Source organism: Streptomyces fructofermentans, from assembly GCF_014651055.1.
GTDB lineage: Bacteria > Actinomycetota > Actinomycetes > Streptomycetales > Streptomycetaceae > Streptomyces > Streptomyces fructofermentans.
In genome coordinates this window covers 138,336-158,995 of the sequence record NZ_BMWD01000019.1, presented here as the reverse complement: position 1 = coordinate 158,995, position 20,660 = coordinate 138,336, and the positions used below count along the sequence as shown (strand labels likewise).

Here is a 20,660-nt window from a genome sequence, read left to right as displayed (position 1 = left end):
TGGCCTCCTACTCTTCGAGTCATGGACAACAGCAGCGGCACCCCCGCACAGATCCGCCCCTTCCGCATCGAGGTCCCGCAGGCCGACCTCGACGACCTGCGCGACCGGCTGCGCCGCACCCGCTGGGGGGCCGAGGTCCCCGGAACCGGCTGGAGCCGCGGCGTGCCCGTCGGCTACCTGAAGGAACTGGCCGCGTACTGGGCCGACGGATACGACTGGCGCGCCGCCGAGGCCGGGCTGAACGAGTTCCCGCAGTTCATCGCCGACATCGACGGGCAGAACATCCACTTCCTGCACCTCCGCTCCGAGAACCCGGACGCCACACCGCTCCTCCTGATCCACGACTGGCCCGCGTCGATCGTCGAGTACGTCGATGTGATCCGGCCGCTCGCGAAGGACTTCCACGTCGTGGTCGCGAGCACCCCCGGCGTCGGCTTCTCGGGTCAGCTCGCCGCCGCCGGATGGAACAACGGCCGCATCGCCGCCGCGTACAACGAACTCATGTCCCTTCTGGAATACGGGCGTTACGGCCTCCAGGGAACCGGCGGCGGGGCCTGGATCGCGACCGAGATGGGGCGGCAGGCCCCGGACCGCGTGATCGGCATCCACGTGAACGGCTTCATCGTGTTCCCGTCCGACGACCCCGCCGACTTCGAGGGCCTGACCGAGGCCGAGCAGGGCCGGCTGGCGCGTCTCCAGAACTTCCGCGACGACATGATGGGCTTCAACGTCCTCCAGTCGACCCGCCCGCACACCGTGGCGCACGCCCTGCACGACTCGCCGGTCGGGCAACTCGCCTGGATCGTCGAGAAGTTCAAGGAGTGGACGGACGCGGAGAGCGACCTTCCCGAGGACGCCGTGGGCCGCGACCACCTGCTCACCAACGTCAGCCTGTACTGGTTCACGGCCACCGCGGGCTCGTCCGCGAATCTCTACTACGAGGCGGCCCACGACCCGGCCGCCTGGGCGCCCAAGGAGCGCGGCACGGTGCCCACGGGCGTCGCGGTCGCCCTGACCACGGACATCGCCGTGCGGCGGTTCGCCGAGCGGGAGCACACCATCACGCACTGGTCGGAGCTGGAGCGCGGCGGCAACTTCCTTCCCCTGGAGCAGCCGGAACTCTTCGTGGACGACGTCAACGCCTTCTTCCGGGCCCTGCGATGACCGGGCGCGGGGCCGGGCGGAGACCCGGCCCCGCGGGCGACGCGTACGCGCGCGTCCCGGCTGTCGCCCGCCCTGCTCCGGGTGCGCCGGGCCGCGCGTGACCGCCGCCGAGGAGCCGCACCGGTCCCGGCGCTGGTGTGCGCCCGCACAGTGCGTGGCCGATTGGACCCTGCACGTGCACACGTACGGTGTGAGGCCGTGGTGCCCCGGTCACTCGCATGGTGGCCTGACCGGCATGAATCGCAACTCCTCACGCCCGGCGGTGCGTTCGGCCGCCCACCTGCCCGAACGTTGCGCCGTCCGCACCAAGGCCGTGCGGCTTGGCGCGTACGGAGTCCACACGCCGGCGCTGCCGACCACGCTCCGCCCGTCCGCGTCCCGCGGCCCCTCCGGTACGCATCCGGCGGGCCTCCGGAGAACCCGGTGAGCGGCGGCGGAGCCATCGACGGCGAGTCGGTGGCGATCGTGCTGTTCCTCGCCTTCGTGACGGTGTGCCTGCTCCTGTGCGGCCTCGCGGCGGCCGATCAGGACGACCCCCGGCAGTTCTACACGGGCAGCGCCTCGCTGGGGCCTGTCCCGAGCGGACTGGCCATCGCGGGCGACTACCTCTCCGCGGCCACGCTCCTCAGCACCACCGGGTCCATCGCCCTCAAGGGCGTCGACGGAGTGCTGTTCGCCTGTGCCACGGTGGTCTCGCTGGCGCTGACGGGCCTGCTCCTCGCCGAACCCCTGCGCAAGGCCGACCGCTACACACTCGGGGACGTCGTCGCCGAACGGCTGCGACGGCCCTCCGTACGGACGGCCATGGGTATCACCACCATCGTGGTCCTGCTGCCGCTGCTCCTCGTGCAACTCACCGCCGCGGGGCGGATCACGACGGTGATGCTCGGACTTCCGGAGGGGGCGCTCACCGTCTGCACGGCCGCCACCGGCGCACTCATGGTCTGCTACTCGGCGTTCGGCGGCATGCGGGGGACGGGCCTGATCCAGATCCTCAAGACCGTCGTCGTCGTACCCGTCGTCGTCCTGGTGGGCATCCTCGTCCTGCAGCGGTTCGGCGGAAACCCCGCCCGGCTCCTGCACGCCGCCGCCGCCAACGGCGGACCCGGGTACACCACTCCCGGAATGCAGTTCGGCGACTCCCTCGTCGGCCGGCTGGACCTGATCGGCTTCGGGGCCACCCTGGTGCTGGGTGCCGCGTGCCTGCCGCACATCACGATGCGCTTCCACCCGGTGCGCAGCGCCCGCGCCCTGCGGATCTCGATGCGCTGGGCCGTCGGTTCGGTCGCGCTGATCTGTGCGGCCCTCGCCGTCATCGGGCTCGGAGCCGCCGCGCTCGTCGGCCCGGAGGCACTGGGCGCAGGCGATCCGGCGGGCGGTACGGCCCTGCTGATGGTGACCGCGACGCTGGACCCCGCCTCGGGGGCGGCCGGGGAGAGCGTGCTCTTCGCCGTCGTGGCCTGTGCCGTCTTCGCCACCGCGCTCGCCGCCGTCGCCGGCATCACGCTGGCGGCCGCCGCCTCGCTCGCGCACGACCTGCCGTCGCGCGACAGGCGCAGGAAGCGCGGTCGCAGCCCCGGGACGCGGGAGGCCGTCCGGGCCCGCTGGGCCGTGGCCCTGGTCGGTGCCGTCGCGGTGCTGCTGTCGATGCCCGCCCACACCCGCAACCCGCAGGTGCTGGTCTCCTTCACGTTCGGCGCGGCCGCGGCCTCCATCGTTCCCGTGCTCGTCTGTACGTTCTTCTGGCGGGGGTTCACCGCCCGGGGCGCCCTGTACGCGCTGTACGGGGCGCCGCTGCTGACCGCCCTGCTGATGCTCTTCTCGCCGGCGGTGTCGGGAACGCCGGTGGCGCTGCTGCCCGAGTACGACTTCCACTGGTTCCCGCTGCAGACGCCGGGCCTGGTCGGCATCCCCGCCGGCTTCCTCCTCTGTGTGCTCGGCTCGCTCCCGTTGCGCCGGACGGACGACTCCGGGTACGAGCCGGGCCGCGGGACCGACGAGGTGCCGCGTGCCACGCACTGGGCGGCGGCGCGGAGCTCCGCCTCCGACGTCCGGAGCCCGATGTGAGGGGCGTGTCCGCCGCCGAGGGCGGCGGACACCTTCCCGTCGACGGCTTCCCGGGGTGCGGCCGCCTCGCCGAGGGGTCGCTGTCGCCGGTGGTGGAGGGTCCGCACGGAGGCCTGCCGACCCGGTGCACGGGCGGTCGCCCGGGCCGTGCCGTTCGGGCCGGTTGCGGGGCGCCCTAGCCGGCCTTGTGGCGGCGGTAGTGGCGGGCGACGCGTGCCCGGTTGCCGCAGCGGGCGGCGGAGCACCAGCGGCGTCGCGGATGGGCCGGCAGGAAGAGCATCACGCAGTCGTCGGCCTCGCACTTCCTGATCCGGGTGACCGCGGGGTCGGCGAGAAGTTCGGCGGCGGCCTCCGCGAGCCAGGCAGCCAGGCGTGGGCCCGGCGGACCCGTGCGGCGGCGGGTGAGCCGGACCGTGCCGTCCCGCCATGCCAGCTCGCTGATCGCGGGCGCTGCACGCTGTGCCGTGTTGAGGGCGGCCAGGTCCGCGGCCAGTGGCTCCTCGCCCCGGCGGACACGGTCGAGCGCGGCGGCCACGTGTTCCCGCACGGCCAGTACCGCGCTCAGGTCCTCGGGTCCTGCGTCCTGTGGCACGTCGTCCGGTAGCCGGTCGGCCTGGAGGGCCCACCAGGCCCGCAGGTCGTCCGGGGTGGTGAGCAGGTCTCCCGTGCCCGGTCGGGTGTTGACCAGGTCCAGGGCCAGCGGCTCTCCGGTCAGCGGTGCGAGGTCACTCATGAGGCTAATGCTACATCGGTGTGTTGACGTATTAGTCACGACGGGCTATATCTAATGCATAAACCTATGAATGAGGTGTTAGTCATGCTCGCCCCGGTCGCCCGCATCGCCCATCGCCACCTGGACGTCGACGGCGTCCGTGTCTTCTACCGGGAGTCCGTTCCCGACCGGACCGACGCGCCTGTGCTGCTGCTCCTGCACGGGTTCCCGTCCGGCTCGCACCAGTTCCGCGGCCTCATGGACGTGCTCGGCCCGCACTACCGGCTGATCGCCCCGGACCACGCGGGCTTCGGCCACACCCGCACGCCGGACGGCTTCACCTTCTCCTTCGACCGGCTCGCCGATGTGACCGAGGGGTTCGTCGAGGGCCTCGGCCTGGAACGGTTCGTGCTCTACATCTTCGACTTCGGCGCGCCCATCGGCTTGCGCGTCGCCGAACGCCGTCCCGAGTGGATCGCGGGCCTGGTCGTGCAGAACGGCAACGGCTACGAGGAGGGACTCTCCGACGCGGCCCGAGGCCTGCTCTCGCTGACTCCCGGCACGCCGGGCGCGAAGGAGGTGATACGGGACCTGCTCACTTCCGACGGCACACGCGGCCAGTACGAGACCGGCGTCCCCGTCCCCGAACTGCTCGCACCGGAATCCTGGCTGCTGGACCAGCACTTCTTGGAGCTGCCCGGCCGCAAGGAGGCCCAGCAGTCGTTGATCTTCGACTACCACACCAACGTCGAGCGCTACGGCCGGTGGCAGGCGTGGCTGCGCAGGTACGCTCCGCCCACCCTGATCACCTGGGGCAGGGGTGATCCGTTCTTCCTGGAGGCGGGGGCCCGCGCCTACCTTCGGGACCTGCCGGCCGCCGAACTGCACCTCTTCGACACCGGGCACTTCGCCCTGGAGACGCATCTGCCGGAGATCGCTCCGCTGATCGCCGGATTCCTCGACCGCGTGGGGGAGTCGGCGGGCCCGCCGACGGGCGGCGGGCACGACGAAGCGTGGGCCCGCGAGCGTTGAGCGGCCCCACGGGACCGCGCCCGTGAAGGTGGCGTACGTCAGCGGTGGCCGCGTGGGACGCGGGTCGCCGGCCCGTGCGGCGCTGCCGGGCCACTGCCCCGGACCGTACCCGGGTGCCCCACCGTTCCGAGGCTGAGCAGCACATGGCGCTCCGCGACCTCCTCGGCCGACAAGGGCCCGTTCTCGCGGTACCAGTTGGCGACGCCCTGGCACATGATGAGCACCGCGCGCACGGCGTCGGCCGGTATCGGCGTGGTGAAGGCGCCCTGTGCGATGCCCGCTCGGACGGTGTCGAGCAGCATGTGCTCCAGGTAGTCGCGCAACGCCACGTACCGGGCGCGGTTGGCCGGTTCGAGGCTGCGTATCTCGGTGTCCAGGAAGGCCAGGCCCTTGCGGTTGGCCATGTAGAGCACGATGGACTCCACCATGCCGCAGAAGCGGGGCAGCGGGTCGTCGCCCGCCTCGGCGGCGGCCTCCCGGCAGCGGTCGAGGACGTCCTTCATGGACGTCTCCAGCAGGGTCGCCAGCAGCGCCTGCTTGTTGTCGTAGTGGTAGTAGAGGGCGGGCACGGTGACCCCGACCCGGCCGGCGATGTCGCGCACCGAAGTCCCGTGGTAGCCGTGCTCGTTGAAGGCCTCCATCGCGTGGCGGAGGATGGGGTGGAGGGTGAGTGGTCCGTACGAGCGCCAGTGCTGCGGGTGAGCGGCGGTGGACTGGCTGGGTTCGGTGCTCAACGGCGCTCCTCGGCGGGGTCGGTGACGGGGACAGCGTACGTCTCCGGTGTGTGGAATCGGCCCTGAGCCCGCTGAGCCCTCGCTCAGGAGACCGGATCGGGGGAGCGTCCGTGCCGGACGTGCTGCGGACGCCTCCGTCACTCCAAGCAGGTTCGGGATGAGGCGAGTTGGCCGCCGGGCGGTCTGGGCCGGGGCGGCAGGAATTGGTTCCGTCGGAGGCGTTGACCGTGCCCCCGCCCACTTCTAACGTCTTAGCGAACGCTCAGTAGGTTCGGCCGGTCGGGCATCCCGTCGAGAGTCGGCCGAAGGGGCGTTGCCGCGCGACCGGACGGACCACCGATCCCGCCGTGGGCCACGGTCGCACCCGCGACAGCCGCTCAGCCCGATCCGCCACGGACCACCGCACCAGCCGCCCCGACCCGCCAGGAGGCCGAGTTCCATGACGTCAGCCCCGCGCACGCCAGGGGAACCACAGGTGGAGCAGCCGGAACCGACTCTCCCGATGCTGCTCGAACGCAACGCCCGGACGCACCCCGATCTGCCCGCCCTGTCCTGGCGGGCGGCGGAGGGCGAGGCGGCGGACGAGGGCGGCTGGGCCACCCTGACCTGGGCGCAGGTCGGGGAGCACACCACCCGCCTCGCGGCCGGGTATGCGGCGCTCGGTGTCGGCCGCGGCGACCACGTGCTGCTCATGATGGCGAACCGGCCCGAGCACTGGCTCTCCGACCTCGCCCTCGTACGGCTCGGCGCGGTTCCCGTCAGCGTCTACGGCACCTCCGCGCCCGAGCAGGTCACACACATCGCGCGCAACTGCCGGGCCGCGCTGGCGGTCGTGGAGGGCGCCGCGCAGGTGGAGCTGTGGTCGCCGCTGCTGGCCGACGCGGACACCCCCCTCGCCCGGCTCGTCGTCGTCGAACCGGGCGCCGAGGGCGAGCACGTCCCGTACGCGTCCCTGGGCCGGGAACCCGTACCGGAGCAGTTCGGGAAGTCGCTGGACACGGCGGGCCCCGAGGACACGCTGACGGTCGTCTACACCTCCGGCACCACGGGGGAGCCCAAGGGTGTGGTGCTGAGCCACCGCCACGTGCTGGCCAACGCCCTCGCGCTGGACGCGGTCGTGGAACTGCCGCCGCACGTCGAGCACATCTGCTACCTGCCGTTCGCGCACATCGCCGAGCGGATGCTCGGCATCTACCTGCCGTGCCACCGCGCCTCCCACGTCTACCTGTGCGCCGATCCGGCGAGCGTCGCGGAGGCCGTGCGCGCGGTGCGCCCGGCGCAGTTCTTCGGGGTGCCGCGGGTATGGGAGAAGCTGGCGGCCGCCGTCCGCGCGGGGCTGTCGCTGCTGCCGGCCGAGCGTCGGGCCGCCATCGAGGAGGCCGCCGACGTGGCCCGCGAGCACGTCGGGTACCGCGAGCGCGGGGAGAGCGCTCCGGCCGAGCTGGAGGCCGCGTACGAACGGCACCGCGAGCAGGTGCTGTTGCCGGTGCTGGCGATGGGAGGACTCGACCGGGTGGACTGGGCGGCCAGTGCCTCGGCGCCCATGCCGATCGACGTGGTGCGCTTCTGGGCCGGGTTCGGCATCGTCATCATGGACGCGTGGGGGCTGACCGAGACCACGGGCGTGGCGACCACCAACAGCCCGCGAACGGGTTTCCGGCTGGGGTCCGTCGGCCGGCCCGTGTCCTCGGCGGAGGTGCGGGTCGCGGCGGACGGGGAGATCGAGGTGCGGGGCGCCACGGTGTTCGCCGGCTATCTGCGCGAGGACGGCGGGGTGCGCCCCGCGGTGGACGCGGAGGGCTGGCTGCGCACCGGGGACATCGGCCGCCTGGACGAGGACGGATACCTCTGGCTCACGGACCGCAAGAAGGAGATGATCATCACCTCGACCGGCAAGAACGTGTCGCCCGCCCTGGTGGAGAACGCGCTCAAGGAGCATCCCCTGATCGGCCAGGCCCTCGTGCACGGCGACAACCGCTCCTACCTCGTCGCCCTGTTGGTGCTCGACGCGGAGACCGCGCCGGCGTGGGCCGCCGCCCGGGGCATCGACTCCGGTTCGGGTCTCACGGCCCTGGCCGCGCATCCGGCCGTACAGGAGGAGGCGGACCGTGCCGTCGCCGCCGCCAACGCCCGGCTGAACCGCACCGAGCAGGTGAAGCGGTACGTCCTGCTGGCCGAGGAGTGGGGTCCGGCGACGGGGGAGCTGACCCCGTCCCTGAAGATGCGGCGCAGGGTCATCCACGACAAGTACGCCTCTGCGCTGGCCGGTCTGTACGAGGACTGAGTGCGCGCCCGGACGCCGTGACGGCGGTCGCCCGCTCCTCCCGGGCGGGCGAACCGCCCCGGACGGGCCGGACGCAGGGAGAGTGCAACTGCGCCGCACAGCAGGAGAGTGCAACAAAGACATGCTGAACGTCTCATAGTTACTCCGTGGTGCGGGTGGCGGTACCCTGGGCGGCACCATGGAGACTTCTGCGAACGACTCGTTGCTCGCCCGGGCCATCGCCCGGCCCGAGACCGAGGAGAAGGTGGCGCGGCGCATCCTCGACGCCGCGCTGGAGCAGTTCACGACCTTCGGCCTGCGCCGGTCCTCGGTGGACGACGTCGCCAAGCGGGCCGGGGTCTCACGCGTCACGGTCTACCGCCGCTTCCGTACCAAGGACGGGCTGGTCGAGGCGTGCCTGCTGCGCGAGGGCAGCAGGTTCTTCCAGGAGCTGGACTCCGCGGTGGCATCGCTGCCGACGATGGAGGAGCGGGTCGTCGAGGGCTTCGTGGTGGCCCTGCGGCACACCAGGGCGCATCCCCTGTTCGGCGGGCTGCTGCGTCTCGAACCCGAGGTGGTCCTGCCCTATCTGACCGTTCAGGGCGGACCCGCCCTCGTGGCGACCTGCGACTACCTGACCGCCCATCTGCGCCGTGCCCAGCAGGCGGAGGGCCGTCCCGAATCCGATCCGCGGCCGGTGGCGGAACTGCTGATCCGCGTGGCCGTCTCCTTCCTGCTGAACCCGTCGAGCTGCATCGAGATGGAGGACGAGGACCAGGCCCGGGCCTTCGCCCGCCGCTACCTCGCCCCCCTCCTCGCCGCCTGAACGGCCCGCGGAGCCCTTGCTCAGCGCCTCTGGTGGAGCCACCGCGCGAGGGCCACGGCCCGTGCGCGAGCCGTCGCCGTCGTGGTGAACGACGTGAGGTTCACCGGCGGCGCGAAGCGCTGGACGGTGACCGACTGGGGCGCGGTGAACGCGCGCAACCCCTCGGCCCCGTGGATCCGCCCGAACCCTGAGTCCCCCGAGCCGCCGAAGGGCAGTGCGGGCACCGCGGCGAAGCCGAGCACCGAGTTCACCGAGACCGCGCCCGCGCGCAACCGGGCGGCCAGCGCGGCCCCGGCCCGCCGGTCGCCGCAGAAGACCGCCGCGCCGAGCGCGTAGGGCGAGTCGTTCGCGCGGCGCACCGCCTCGTCCACGTCGGCCACGGAGTTGACGACCACGGTCGGCCCGAAGGTCTCCTCGGTCATCGCGGGCGCGTCCTCGTCCACGTCGGCCAGCACGACCGGGGCGATGTACGGCCCGGACAGCGACGCCGAACCTCCCACGAGGGCCCGGGCACCCGCCGCCAGGGCGCCCTCCACATGGCGCCGCACCACGCCCGCCTGCTCGGGAAGCGTCATCGGCCCGTACACGGTCGAGGGATCGGCACCGACGTGCAGCGCGGCGGCCCGCTCCGCGATCCTGTCGCACAGCGCGGAGTGCACCTCCCGCACCGCGTAGACGCGTTCGACACCGGCACAGGTCTGCCCCGCGTTGCTCATCGCTCCCCAGACGATCGCGTCGGCCGCGGCGTCGAGATCGGCGTCGGCGGTGACGACAGTCGCGTCCTTGCCCCCGCACTCGGCCAGGAACGGCGTGAGCGATCCCGCGCACAGTGCCATCACCTTGCGGGCGGTGCCGGGCGAACCCGTGAACGCGACCTTGTCGACACCGGACCGGACCAGCGCCTCGCCCGTCGAGGCGGGACCGGTGACGGTGCAGAACAGGCCGGCGTGCTCGGGTACGGCCGCGTCGAACAGCCGGGACAGGAGGACGCCCGTACCCGGTGTGCGCTCGGACGGCTTGAACACGACGCCGTTGCCCGCCGCCAGGGCGTAGCCGATGGAACCCATCGGGGTGTAGACGGGGTAGTTCCACGGCCCGATCACCCCGACGACCCCCAGGGGGCGGTGGACCACCGTGGCGCGCTGGTTGGCGGCCAGGAGCCCGGCGCGCACGCCCCGCCGGCCCAGTACCCGCCCCGCGTTGCGGGCCGCCCAGGCCAAGTGCTCCAGGGTGAGCACCACTTCGAGCTCCGCGTCGGCGCGCGGCTTCCCGGTCTCGGCGGCGACCGACTCGGCGACCTCGTCCAGGGAGGAAGCCAACTTGCGCTTCCAGGACAGGAGGTGATCCCTGCGCCGCTTCGCGGACAGGGCCGCCCAGCCGGTCGCCGCCGAACGGGCCCGGTCCATGGCGCGGGCGACCTCGGCCGGCCCGTCGACCGGGTGCTCCGCGAGCGGTTCGCCCGTCCCCGGATCGTGGACGGTGAAGGTCGTCGTCCGGGGCGAGGCGTCCTGGTCCGTGTCGGTCATCGCTGCTCCGTGGGTTGTCGGGCGGCCCCGGGAGGGCCGGATGCGGCTTGTCACTGCTTGCCTTCAGTGGCTTCCGAGGAGTGGGCGTCCGGGCCCTGCCCGTGTGCCGGGCCGTCGTCCTCCGTCGGGTGGTGCGCGCCGGTGGGCGCCGGGTCGCCGTCCCACGGGGGCCGCCGGTCCTGCGGGTGGGGGTCGGACGCGAAGTCGGCCGGGCGTTCGTCCGGGAGCGGGCGCAGGTCCCGGGTGTGGGCCCAGTGCGGGCCCAGGTCGTCCAGCCGCCAGCCGAACGGGTAGCTGCGGGGCTTCATCCGGTACGGCCACCAGTCGGGCCGTGCGGGCATGCGGCGGATCACCGCGGCCCGGGCCCGCAACGCGCGGTGCACCGTAGCGCGGACCGGTCGCGGTTGCGGCGCGAACCCCAGCGCGGTGAGGAGCGGTTCGTCGAGGACGGCGAGGGAGGCCCGGGCCACCAGGGGCCGCAGCAGGTTCGGATACCACCCGGTGACGACTCTCAACGTGGCCGCCGCGACGCGCCGGTTGGCCGGGTCGTAGGCGAACATCGCCTGCTCGTAGGTGTCGTGGAGGCGTGCGAAGCCCGTGTAGTCGGACGGCAGGTCGGTGAGGCCCATCATCTCGCCCATGCGCCGCCCCACGAGGGCCAGGCTCTCCGTCTCGTGCGTCGACAACTGCCGCCAGCCGTAGCGGTCGATCCACCTCTTGGGGCCCACCACCGTGGTCGCCAGGACGTAGAGGTAGTCCTCGTTGGGTATGCGGTAGCGGCCGTGGATGCGGTTGAGGTGCCGCACCGCGGCGCGGCCGTGCTCGGACTCCATCCCCTCCCGGACCATCTCGTGGGCGATCAGCACGGTGTCGTCGTACCGCTTCTGTCCCGCGCGCTCGAACTCCTGCGTGCGGTCGAGGAGTCGGGAGATGCGCGGCACGCCGTAGTCCCGCAGGAAGGCCACCGAGACGCCCTGGAGGTAGTCCCAGGGGAATTCGTACTCGGTGACCCACCGGAAGATCTGCTCGTAGTCCTTGTGCGGGTCCATCTGCTGGATGCGGTGGAGCCGGCTGTAGCGGCCCATGGTGGGGTCTCCTATCGGTTCCCGCTGCGCACGGTCAGGTCGGAGAAGTCGACTGTCTCGGCGTCGACCAGTACCTGGCCCGCCTCGACGGCGGCCACCGACAGCTCGGGGAGCCGGACCGCGACGGGGAGGTTGGCCGGGACGATGTCGGCCCCCACGCAGACGCGCGGGGTGCGGACGTCCAGGAAGGGGATCGTGATGGAGCCGGTGAGTCGCGTGACGTAGATGTCGACCTGGGGGATGTCGAGGTCCACGTCGATCGTCTGCACCTGGCCGCCGGCCTTCAGACGGAAGGAGTAGTCGTCGGCGACCAGTCGGTCGGCGTGCACCCAGAGCACCTTGAGCCGTCCGCCGTCGACCGTCGGGAGATGGGTGGCGCCGTGGATGATCGCCCCGTACGCGGTGAGCGTGTCCGCGCGGACCTCGGGGTGCCCGGGGCTGATCGGGTAGGTGGCGCGCGGGCGCCCCGGCCGGTCGCCGACGACGATCGGCGGGCGCAGCGCGGTGAGGTCGCCGGGGTCCTCGGCGACCTCACCGGGGACCGCGTCCTCCGGTTCCGGCCCGGGGCCCGGGAGCCCTCCGGTGTCGATGCCGGTGAGGCACGGGAGCGTGACCTGGGCGCCCCTCGCCCCACCGCCCTTCCCGCTCTCCTCTCCGCTGCCGGAGGGTGTCCCGCCGGAGGGCTCGTCGTCGGCCGCCGCACTTCTCCCCGAGGGACTCCCGGCCGACGGGGTCGACGTCGGACCGCTTCCGCCGGGCGTCGGCGACGAGCCCTCCGACGGGCCCGGAGCCGTGGGGACGTCCGGTGGTTCCCAGGGCCAGTGCCACTCGAACGTGGGCCAGGGCGAGGGGAACCCGTCGGAGCCCCGCGCGGCGGGAGCGGGGACCGCGGCAGGCACCGCCGCCGCCACCAGCACCACGCTCGTCACGGCGAGGACCGCGCCCCGGGCCGACCTCCGCCGGAAGGAGGAGCGGGCCCGGTCCCCACCCTCCTTCGACCGGCCGCCGTCCCGCGCGGCCGCCCCCCGGCCGGAGGAGGGCGTCCCGTCCGGGACACCCGCCGGGCCGGGCGCACCCGTGGCCCGCGCGGCGCCGTCCGCACCGGCGGCCCTGTCGGCCCCGCCCGGGTCGTGCCCGGCACCCGTACGGGCCGTACCGGGCGCGGTCCTCTCCGCTCCGGTCGCCCCGGCTTCGCGTACGGGGGCCCGCCTCGGCCCGTGCGCCCGGTCGCCGTCGCCGCCAGGGGCGTCCTCCCCCTCCGGGACGGGGTCGGGCAGCCAGCCGAAGGCCATCGAGGAGCCGATGAGGCCGGCCGCCATGCCGATGCCGAAGCCGCCCAGGTTGGTGGTCGCCATGGACGTCAGGGAGGCGATCGCGGTGACCACGGAGACGAACATGCGCTGCTCGGGCCTGAAGAGGAAGAACAGGCCGCCCGCGATCAGCACCAGGCTGATGCCGACGGCCGACATCGCGCCGACGCCGACCTTGATCATCAGGGGTAGCGGGGCCAGTGGCAGGGCGACCATCTCGACGCCGCCCGCGATGACCCACGCCGCAGCCCAGAACGGGCGGGTGCGGCGCCAGTGGCGCAGTGAGCGGCGCAGGCGCGGGGCCGGCAGCACCCGGTCGAGCCGGTCGCCGGTCTCACGGGCGAGTTCCGACAGGAGGCCCAGGACGAAGGTGAACATCAGCGGGTCCGTCCGTCGCCGGGGTCAGAAGCACTGCTTGCCGGTACGGCTGAACTCGATCTCCAGCTTCTCCAGCGTCAGGGTGCCCCCGTTGGCTGCGTACGCGGTGCTCCTGACGTCACGGGCGACGGCCGTGCTCGCCTGGACGCCGAACGTGCCCCTGGGGCCGGTGACCCCGGGCGCGGCCGTCAGGGTCGAGGCGTCCCGGCCCGCCTCCACGCCGGTCACCCTGCCCCCGCCGCCCGTGAGGGCGTCGGCGTTCACCACGAGGTTCGTGCCCTCCAGCGGCTTGTCCGCGCCGGAGCGCACCAGCATCGTGATGTCCCCGACCAGGGGCAGCCTCTGCTTGAGCGAGACGCACACGTCGGAGACCGTGCCGCTCTTCACGCCGGCCAGCAGCACGGGTCTGGCGTCGTTCGCCGAGCCGCCCACGGAGGAGGGGAAGGACGACACGCCCTCCGCGGTGATCTCGGAGGCCGAGACCTTGAAGGCCGACCCGGACACGGCGAAGGACGCCGCGAGCGCGCCCTGCGCGATGGCGATGCCGAGTGCTCCCACCGCCAGCGTGCACGGGACGAGCATCACCGCGGTCCGCCTCCAGTGCGTACGGCCTTCCCCCGGCACCGTCGTCCTGGCGCCTGCGTATCCGTCTCGCATGGGACGTCCCTTCCGCGGGGCTGGAGCGGTGGCCGGGAGCGCACGGGCCACCGATGAGTCGAAGATACAAAAACTATTGACTTGTTTCACGGGGCGCGTCAATACTCCGGACACCATGGAGGAACGGAGGCTTCATGACCGGCCCACCGAATCTGCCGAACCGAGCAACTTCCTCTACATCGACCCGAATTGACCCGACATCAGAAGTGCGCGCGCCGCGCCGGGGCGGTATGGCCTGGCGCTACTTCGGCGATGCCCGCTCCACCCTCGTCGCCCCGCAACTGCTCCTGCTCCAGGTCGCCCACCCCGTCGTCGGCGCGGGCGTCGCCGACCACAGCGCCTTCCGCGCGGCGCCCTGGCCCAGGCTGGTCCGCACACTGCTCTCCCTGAGCACGGTCGTGTACGGAGGGCAGCGGGCCGCCACCGAGGAGGCCCGCCGCCTGGTCCGTGTGCACGCCCCGATGAAGGGCACCGACTCCTCGGGCCGCCCCTACCGCGCCCTCGACCCGGAGGCCTACCACTGGGTGCACGCCACCCTCGTCAAGGGGCCGGTGGACGCCCAGCGGCTCTTCTGCAGGGGCATGACGCAGGGGGAGGTGGAGGAGTACTACCGCGAGATGCGGGACGTCGGACGTGTCTGGGGGCTCAAGGACCGTCATCTGCCCCCGGACTGGGCGGCGTTCAGCGCGTACTACGACGACATGGTCGACAACCGGCTCGAGGACAACCGCTCCGTGCGGGACGTCCTGGACGAACTCACCCACCCCGCGAAGCCCTTCCGACGGCTGCCGGGACCCCTCTGGCGCCCCTTCGCCGCGGTCGCCGCCCACTACGCGCTGCTGGTCACCGTCGGCACCCTGCCGCCCCGCCTGCGCGAACGGCTCGGACTCGGCTGGGACCCGGGCCGGGAACGCTCGCTGCGCCGCTTCGCCCTCGCCGTCAGGGTCCTGATGACGCTCGTCCCGCCGCCGCTGCGCATCGGCGTCTCGCTCGGCATCGCCCACTGGGCCACCCACCGGCCCGGCATCGATCCGGCCGCCCGGCGGCCTCTGGGAGCATGGTGACATGACGTCCACGACCGAGCCCCTGCCCCTCGCCCCGGGGACGATCCTCTGGGACATCGCGGGCGACACACGGCTGCTGTTCTCGCTGCCCGCCGCGCTCGTCCTCCAGGTCGCGCACCCCGCCGTCGGCGCGGGCGTCGACGACCACTCCACCTTCCGCACGGACCCCTGGGGGCGCGCGGCACGGTCCCTGGAATCCCTCCAGCTCTGGGTGTACGGCGGCGAACGCGCGGCCGAGGAGGGACGGCGTCTGCGCCGGCTGCACAAGGACATCAGCGGAACGGACACCCGCGGCAGGGCCTACCACGCGCTCACACCCGCCCACTACGCCTGGGTGCACGCCACGGCCTACCCGATCTTCCTGCGGGCGGCCCGGTACCTGTCCGACCCGCTGACACCCGAGCAGGAGCGCCGCCTCTACGACGAGCCGCTGCGGCTCGGCGCCATCCTCGGCATCAAGGCACGTGACATGCCCGGCACACCCGAGGAGTTCTGGCCGTACTTCGACACCATGGTGGAGGAGGAGCTGGAGCGCACGGTCGTCGTCGAGGAACTGCTCGACCCGCGCCGCCCCATTCCGCCCCCGCCGGGCACGCCCGCGGTCCTGCGCCGGTTCTGGCCGTACGTCCGGCGCCCGCTGGCCCGCCTCCAGGCCTTCGTCACCGTCGGCCTCCTCCCGCCGTCCGTGCGTGACCGCCTCGGCCTGGGCTGGACGTCCAGGGACGAACGACGGCTCCGCCGCTTCGGAGCCGTCGTCCGCCGGGTCGTGCCCCTGCTTCCGGAGCGCCTGCGCTACCTGCCGACGGCCCGGGCCGCCCGCGCCGCAAGCCGTCGCACCGGCACGTCCCCGTCCTGACGAGAACCCGCCGCCGCCCGGCGGCACGGTGCGCCGGGCGGCGGAACGACCCGCCCGCCTAGGCGCGGGCCGTGGTGGCGCGGCTGTTGTACGCCTCCGCCCGGAGGACGGGCCGGTGCCCGGACAGGGCCCGCGCGGGCCATGACACAGTGACGGACCGCGACTCGCCGGGGAGCAGCCACAGGTAGTTGTCGCCGTAGAGGGTCGGCAGCACGCGATCCCCGGTCGTCCCGTCCAGCAGGGAGAGCCGGACCATGGCGGCGACGGCCGCGCCGCGGTTGCGCACGGTGGCGGTCAGTTCGTGACGGCTCCCCGAGCGGGTCGGGCGCGTCACCGACGCCGAGAGCGTCGTCCGGGGTGCCTCGGCCAGGGCCCGCATGGCCTCCGGGGTGCGGTAGCGCCAGTAGGTGTTGCGCGACAGGACCCGGCCGTCGGCGCTCTCCAGTGTCAGGCGCAGGAGATGCAGGTCGGGCAGGTCGTCGCTCCATCCTGCGGTGAACGCCTTCGTGGTCGTCGCCCGGGACACGTCCACCCGGGCGCTCCTGGCCCGCCCGACCTGCCGGCCCCTCAGGTCCAGCAGCCGCGCGGACACGGTGGCGTCACGCAGGTCCTTGCGCGTGTGGTTGACGGCGATGACCCGCCCTTCGGGGTCCGCCTGGATATGGAGGGGCTCGCAGGCCGAACGAGCTCCGTAGTAGGTGCCGTTGACGTCGAAGTCGTAGTCGTAGGTCTGCCACACCGTGCTGTGCCACGCGGGGTGGGACATCCACAGCATGAGGCCGCTGGCGTTGTCCCAGAGGTTCGCGTTCCACGCCTCGAACATGGCCCGCGTGTTCTCGAAGTTGACGAACTGGGCCTTGCGGGCGAAGTCGTCGAGGTCCTCGGCCTTGCCCAGACGGGTCTCGATGGCAGCCTTGTACGTCTGCGGCGACTGGTTCCCGCGCTCGCTCCAGTCGTGGTGGTACCAGGCTCCGCGGATCGGCCACTCGGGCTCGTCGCCCGTCATGTTGCGCATGCTGGCCGCCGTGGAGACGACGGGCATGCCGATCTCCGTGTGGAAGCCGAAGTCCCGGCTGCCGTAGGTCGACGCGTCGAAGTACTTGTGCGGTTCGACCCAGCCGTACGGTCCGCCGCCCGTGACGATCCCGCCGGCGGAGTTGTTCTGGTAGAAGAGGCCGGGGACCTGCTGTTCGACGGCCTCGCGCATGCCCTTGTCGACGGCCGCCGGCGGGTTGCCCTCGTTGGCCCCGCACCAGACCACCACGCTGGGGTGCATGCGGTAGCGCAGCACGGTGTCGCGGGCGAGGGAGATGAAGGCGTCGTGGTCCGGCGGGTCCATGCCCCAGGCGTTGGGGAAGTCGTTCCAGACCAGGATGCCGTGCTCGTCGCAGGCGGCGAAGAACTCCTCCCGGTCGCAGGTCCCGACCCAGTTGCGAATCATCGTGAAGTTCATGTCGCGGTGCATCCGTACCGCCGCGTCCATCCGCTCCGGCGGCATTCTGCGCAGCAGTTCGTCCCAGCCCCAGTTGCCGCCGCGGGCCAGTACCCGTACGCCGTTGACGCTGATCTTCAGCGGGTCCGGGGTGTTGGACACCTCCTTCACGTCGGTCCAGTGCTCGGCGTCGTCGGACACCTGGATCACGTACGTCTTCGGGTACGCCGGCTCCCACAGGACGGCCACCCGGTCGAACTTCTGCGGTGCGCCGAGGTCGACCTGGATCCACTGGTCGTCCTTGTACTCGGACGACCAGCGGGTGCCGGCGTCGCCGTCGGTGGCGTGGGCGGCCGGATGGCCGGAGTCCTCGCTCGAAGCGGTCGCCGTACGCCGCAGGGCCAGGTCGGTCCCGGGCTCGGTGCTGTCGATGACCCCGAGCGACCAGAGGGAGTTGCCCCAGCTCGTGTTGCGCACCCCGCAGGCGAGGCGCACATGGCGGGCGGTGCGCGGTGCGAAGTCCTCCACCTGCAGGCTCGCGTTGCCGTTGTTGAACGGCAGTGGTACGGCTGTGTGGTCGACCGACGCCACATCGGTCCAGGTGTCGTCGTCGGCGGAGACCTGGACCAGGTAGGTCCTGGCGTACGCCTGCTCCCAGACCAGGTCGACCCGGTCGAAGGACTGCTCGGCCCCGAGGTCGACGCGGATCCACTGGTCGTCCTCGTACGCCGACGACCAGCGGGTGGCGGGATCGCCGTCGGTGACACGGGCCGGGCCGTGGTCGTCGCCGTCCTTGCTGGACGCGTCGGCCGGGGCGTGCAGTGCGAGGTCGATGCCGGGCCTGGCGCTGTCGAGCACGGACAGCGTCCACAGCGAGCTGCCCCAACTCGTTGCCCGGGTCAGGCACTTGATGCGCACATACTGGGCGGCCCGCTGCCGGTCGAAGGTGACCGAGTGCGTGGAGGCGTCGCCGGAGGCGGTGAACGGCAGTGGCACGTCGTACTCGTAGCCGAACTGGCGGATGCCGAAGCGCGTGGAGCGGCGGTCGCTCTCGGTGCCGCCGACCGACGCGACGAGGGTGAGGTCGTGGAGGGTGGGTTCACCGAGTCCGTTGGGCCACCAGAGCTTCGGGTCGCGCACGCGCAGCACGCCGAACACGTCGGGCGTGAACGTGACTTCGACGCTCTCGCCGGCCGGCACGGTCACGGTCCGGCTGACCCGTATGCCGTCGAACGCCGCGGAGACCGCCGCACGGTGCTCTACGGTGTCGGCGTTGCGGACGGGGACGACGACGGTCACCTCGGCGACCGACACGTCGGGCAGGTCGGGCAACGTGGTGTCGACACGGGGGTCGCCGATCACGACGTGGCCCGTGGATCTGAGGCGGACGTGGTTCCAGATGCCGGCCGCCCGGTCCCGCACCGCGGGCATCCAGTCCCAGCCCGAGGAGGCGAGGTAGGTCGGCGAGTTGAGGTTCATCTGGTTGGCGCCCGCGTCCACCCAGGCCTCTCCGGCGGGGCCCTTGTCCCCCGGGCTGCCGGGCACCGGCATCGGCGTGATCCTCACCGCGAGGGCGTTCGTGCCGCCGGGGGCGAGCAGCCCGGTCACGTCGTGGGCCGAGCGGGCGAAGGGATGGGTGACGCCGCCCACCCGGCGGCCGTTGAGCCAGATGTCGGCCGCGTGATTGACGCCGTCGAACTCCAGCCAGATCCTGCGCCCAGCTCCGGTGCGCAGACCGCGGGGAACGTCGAAGTCCCGCTTGTACCACCACGAGTGCCGCGACAGGGCTTCGGGGATCCGCAGATTGTTGAGGCCGGCGACCGGATCGGGCAGCTTGCCCTGGTCGACGAGTGAGGCGAGGACGGTGCCGGGCACGGTGGCGGGCAGCCAGCCGCTCGTGTCCACACCGGCCTTGGAGAGCTTGCTCCCGTCCGCGTCGGCCCAGTCGTCCAGGGTCAGCCGCCACCCCGACTCCAGTGGCACGGTGCCGTCGCGGTCCACGGAGAGCTCGGGCGCGGGCGTGCGGTGCGTACCCCAGTCCGTCCAGCCGGTGGCCGGCTGCCGGTGCCCCTTGGCGGTGCCGAAGACCTCGAAGCCGTTGAGGCCGAGGGGGAGCGGGCCGGAGCGCCTGCGTGACGTCATCCGCACCCAGCGGGCCGTGGCCGGGCGGGGGAGCTGGATGTCCACCACGCCCCCGGTGCCGGCCGTCGTGCGGTAGGCGCTGGTCCAGGACGTCCGGTCGGTCGACGTCTCGACGACGTACTCGACCGCGTAGCTCGACTGGATCTCCTTGCCGGTGGTACCGCTCGCCGGGTTCCCGCTGGTGGGAGGTGTGAACACCGGGTCGCTCGCGTCGCCTTCGAAGGTGAGGCGGATCGAGGTCACCTGGCACTGGGCCTGGAGGTCGATGGAGATCCACTGGGGGTCGCCCGCCTCGGCCCGCCATCCGCTGCCCCGTACCCCCTGGGTGGCGAGCCGGTCCACCACGAACGAGCCGGGAGTCGGCGCGTAGGCCGTCGACGAGACCGTGACGGGGCGGTGGAGCGCGAGCTCGCCGGGCGGGGCGGGCGCGGCGGAGGCACCGGTTCCGGTGGCGGCGGCGGCCGACCCGGGCAGCAGGGAACCGACTCCGAACCCTGCCAGCAGGGTGGACCCCGTCGCGACGACGGACCGTCGCGAGGGGTGACTTGGCAGGCTCGACTGATCGTTCATGAACGTGATGTCCCATCAAAAGGCGGCGGCGCGGGCCGGATGCGGCTCGGCGCTCGACGCCAACGGAATGACAACGTTGCCAAAGGCTGTGACGAGAGCGGACTTCTGTCAACCCCCGATAAGGAGTTTGTGTCGTCCTGCCTGGTGAGGCGGGTGGAGGACGTGGTGCGGATGCGACGTGGGGGCCAATGCGAGGGGCGGCGGGCCCTGTTGGGCCGAGCGACTCCCGCGGTGGCCGGGCGCGGCGATCAGGCGGGGCTCCGGCACCACGGGAGGGGGTCGGCGGCGGCCCACCGCGCGGGGTGCGGTGGCGGCCGGGCGCGGACCGCGCGGGCGGGTCGCGGGGTTCTGCGGGCGCGACGGAGTCCGGTCAATGCGGTTGCCGGTCGGTCGCCCCGGGAGGCCGGAGCCTGCGCATGGCCGGCGTGGTCGGGGCGGGGCGACCGGTCGGACCGGGAGCCGTGCCGAACCCGTCGTGGCCCGTGTCGGAGCGGGTCGCCCGAGCGCAGGCCGAACCGCCGGACGGCGGGTCCGGTGACGCGTTCCGCCGGTCGTGGAGGTGGGGCCGGTCGTGGAAGTGACGCCGAACCTGGCAGCGGACGGGGTGGCCTGTCAAGGCGTCGATCGCACCCGGATCGCTGTTTCTATTAAATTAGGAATTAATGTTGACAGGGTTTCGGCCGCACGCCACAGTCTTCGCCGTGACGTCGACGGCCCTCTGTCGCAACGCGGCCCGCGTCACGCCCCGTGCTTCCCAACCATCGGGAGAGGCAAGTGACTTCACCCCCGCAAGGCCATCCGTCCACGGTTTCGATACGGACCCGTCGTGCCACCGCGGTTGC

At 72.7% G+C, this 20,660-nt stretch carries 14 protein-coding genes; 7 read left to right on the top strand and 7 right to left on the bottom strand.

Annotation, left to right across the window (positions count from 1 at the left end):
* Positions 1-21: 21 nt before the first annotated feature.
* Together IE265_RS24890 and IE265_RS24885 are read left to right on the top strand one after the other, a co-directional pair.
* Positions 22-1,164: an epoxide hydrolase family protein gene (locus IE265_RS24890; RefSeq protein WP_190037894.1), complete on the top strand. Its 1,143-nt coding sequence runs from the start codon at positions 22-24 to the stop codon at positions 1,162-1,164.
* A 423-nt stretch (positions 1,165-1,587) separates the two neighbouring features.
* Positions 1,588-3,231: a sodium/solute symporter gene (locus IE265_RS24885; RefSeq protein ID WP_190037893.1), complete on the top strand. Its 1,644-nt coding sequence runs from the start codon at positions 1,588-1,590 to the stop codon at positions 3,229-3,231.
* 175 nt (positions 3,232-3,406) lie between these two features.
* On the opposite strand, the gene IE265_RS24880 is transcribed toward IE265_RS24885, so the two are convergent.
* Positions 3,407-3,964 (bottom strand): CGNR zinc finger domain-containing protein, encoded by a 558-nt coding sequence (locus IE265_RS24880; protein ID WP_190037892.1) that lies wholly within the window; start codon positions 3,962-3,964, stop codon positions 3,407-3,409.
* A 66-nt stretch (positions 3,965-4,030) separates the two neighbouring features.
* Between IE265_RS24880 and IE265_RS24875 the strand changes: the two genes are divergently transcribed.
* Positions 4,031-4,975: an alpha/beta fold hydrolase gene (locus IE265_RS24875; protein WP_229916481.1), complete on the top strand. Its 945-nt coding sequence runs from the start codon at positions 4,031-4,033 to the stop codon at positions 4,973-4,975.
* A gap of 38 nt (positions 4,976-5,013) precedes the next feature.
* On the opposite strand, the gene IE265_RS24870 is transcribed toward IE265_RS24875, so the two are convergent.
* Complete coding sequence (locus IE265_RS24870) at positions 5,014-5,709, bottom strand: TetR/AcrR family transcriptional regulator (RefSeq protein WP_190037891.1); 696 nt, start codon at positions 5,707-5,709, stop codon at positions 5,014-5,016.
* 439 nt (positions 5,710-6,148) lie between these two features.
* On the opposite strand from IE265_RS24870, the gene IE265_RS24865 reads away from it, so the two are divergent.
* Entirely contained in the window at positions 6,149-7,993 is a 1,845-nt protein-coding gene (locus tag IE265_RS24865) for an AMP-dependent synthetase/ligase (protein ID WP_190037890.1), read from the top strand.
* A gap of 178 nt (positions 7,994-8,171) precedes the next feature.
* Positions 8,172-8,798, top strand: coding sequence for a TetR/AcrR family transcriptional regulator (locus IE265_RS24860; RefSeq protein WP_190037889.1), 627 nt, complete (start codon positions 8,172-8,174; stop codon positions 8,796-8,798).
* Between the two features lie 20 nt (positions 8,799-8,818).
* Here the strand turns inward: IE265_RS24860 and IE265_RS24855 are convergent, their stop codons facing one another.
* Genes IE265_RS24855 through IE265_RS24840 form a run of 4 tightly spaced genes read right to left on the bottom strand, consistent with a single transcriptional unit; the run spans position 8,819 to position 13,754 of the window.
* Positions 8,819-10,324, bottom strand: a complete 1,506-nt coding sequence (locus tag IE265_RS24855; protein WP_190037888.1) for an aldehyde dehydrogenase family protein — start codon at positions 10,322-10,324, stop codon at positions 8,819-8,821.
* Positions 10,325-10,374: 50 nt separating this feature from the next.
* Complete coding sequence (locus IE265_RS24850) at positions 10,375-11,409, bottom strand: oxygenase MpaB family protein (protein ID WP_229916479.1); 1,035 nt, start codon at positions 11,407-11,409, stop codon at positions 10,375-10,377.
* A gap of 11 nt (positions 11,410-11,420) precedes the next feature.
* Positions 11,421-13,097 carry a DUF6114 domain-containing protein gene (locus IE265_RS24845; protein WP_190037887.1) on the bottom strand — a complete coding sequence of 559 codons (1,677 nt, stop codon included), beginning with the start codon at positions 13,095-13,097 and terminating at the stop codon, positions 11,421-11,423.
* A gap of 24 nt (positions 13,098-13,121) precedes the next feature.
* Positions 13,122-13,754, bottom strand: a complete 633-nt coding sequence (locus IE265_RS24840; RefSeq protein ID WP_229916477.1) for a DUF6230 family protein — start codon at positions 13,752-13,754, stop codon at positions 13,122-13,124.
* Between the two features lie 230 nt (positions 13,755-13,984).
* Here IE265_RS24840 and IE265_RS24835 point away from each other — a divergent pair, with 230 nt between their 5' ends.
* On the top strand, positions 13,985-14,818 hold the full coding sequence (locus IE265_RS24835; protein WP_229916475.1) for an oxygenase MpaB family protein: 834 nt from the start codon (positions 13,985-13,987) through the stop codon (positions 14,816-14,818).
* Position 14,819: 1 nt separating this feature from the next.
* Positions 14,820-15,674, top strand: a complete 855-nt coding sequence (locus IE265_RS24830; protein WP_190037885.1) for an oxygenase MpaB family protein — start codon at positions 14,820-14,822, stop codon at positions 15,672-15,674.
* Between the two features lie 58 nt (positions 15,675-15,732).
* On the opposite strand, the gene IE265_RS24825 is transcribed toward IE265_RS24830, so the two are convergent.
* Positions 15,733-19,818: a discoidin domain-containing protein gene (locus IE265_RS24825; protein WP_190037884.1), complete on the bottom strand. Its 4,086-nt coding sequence runs from the start codon at positions 19,816-19,818 to the stop codon at positions 15,733-15,735.
* Positions 19,819-20,660: the final 842 nt, after the last annotated feature.

Bases quoted from the DNA above. Each gene is read 5' to 3' on its own strand.
- IE265_RS24835 (WP_229916475.1), top strand. From the start codon at position 13,985: ATGGCCTGGCGCTACTTCGGCGATGCCCGCTCCACCCTCGTCGCCCCG.
- IE265_RS24845 (WP_190037887.1), bottom strand. From the start codon at position 13,097: ATGTTCACCTTCGTCCTGGGCCTCCTGTCGGAACTCGCCCGTGAGACC.
- IE265_RS24865 (WP_190037890.1), top strand. From the start codon at position 6,149: ATGACGTCAGCCCCGCGCACGCCAGGGGAACCACAGGTGGAGCAGCCG.
- IE265_RS24840 (WP_229916477.1), bottom strand. From the start codon at position 13,754: ATGCGAGACGGATACGCAGGCGCCAGGACGACGGTGCCGGGGGAAGGC.
- IE265_RS24875 (WP_229916481.1), top strand. From the start codon at position 4,031: ATGAATGAGGTGTTAGTCATGCTCGCCCCGGTCGCCCGCATCGCCCAT.
- IE265_RS24880 (WP_190037892.1), bottom strand. From the start codon at position 3,964: ATGAGTGACCTCGCACCGCTGACCGGAGAGCCGCTGGCCCTGGACCTG.
- IE265_RS24860 (WP_190037889.1), top strand. From the start codon at position 8,172: ATGGAGACTTCTGCGAACGACTCGTTGCTCGCCCGGGCCATCGCCCGG.
- IE265_RS24855 (WP_190037888.1), bottom strand. From the start codon at position 10,324: ATGACCGACACGGACCAGGACGCCTCGCCCCGGACGACGACCTTCACC.
- IE265_RS24825 (WP_190037884.1), bottom strand. From the start codon at position 19,818: ATGAACGATCAGTCGAGCCTGCCAAGTCACCCCTCGCGACGGTCCGTC.
- IE265_RS24890 (WP_190037894.1), top strand. From the start codon at position 22: ATGGACAACAGCAGCGGCACCCCCGCACAGATCCGCCCCTTCCGCATC.
- IE265_RS24850 (WP_229916479.1), bottom strand. From the start codon at position 11,409: ATGGGCCGCTACAGCCGGCTCCACCGCATCCAGCAGATGGACCCGCAC.
- IE265_RS24830 (WP_190037885.1), top strand. From the start codon at position 14,820: ATGACGTCCACGACCGAGCCCCTGCCCCTCGCCCCGGGGACGATCCTC.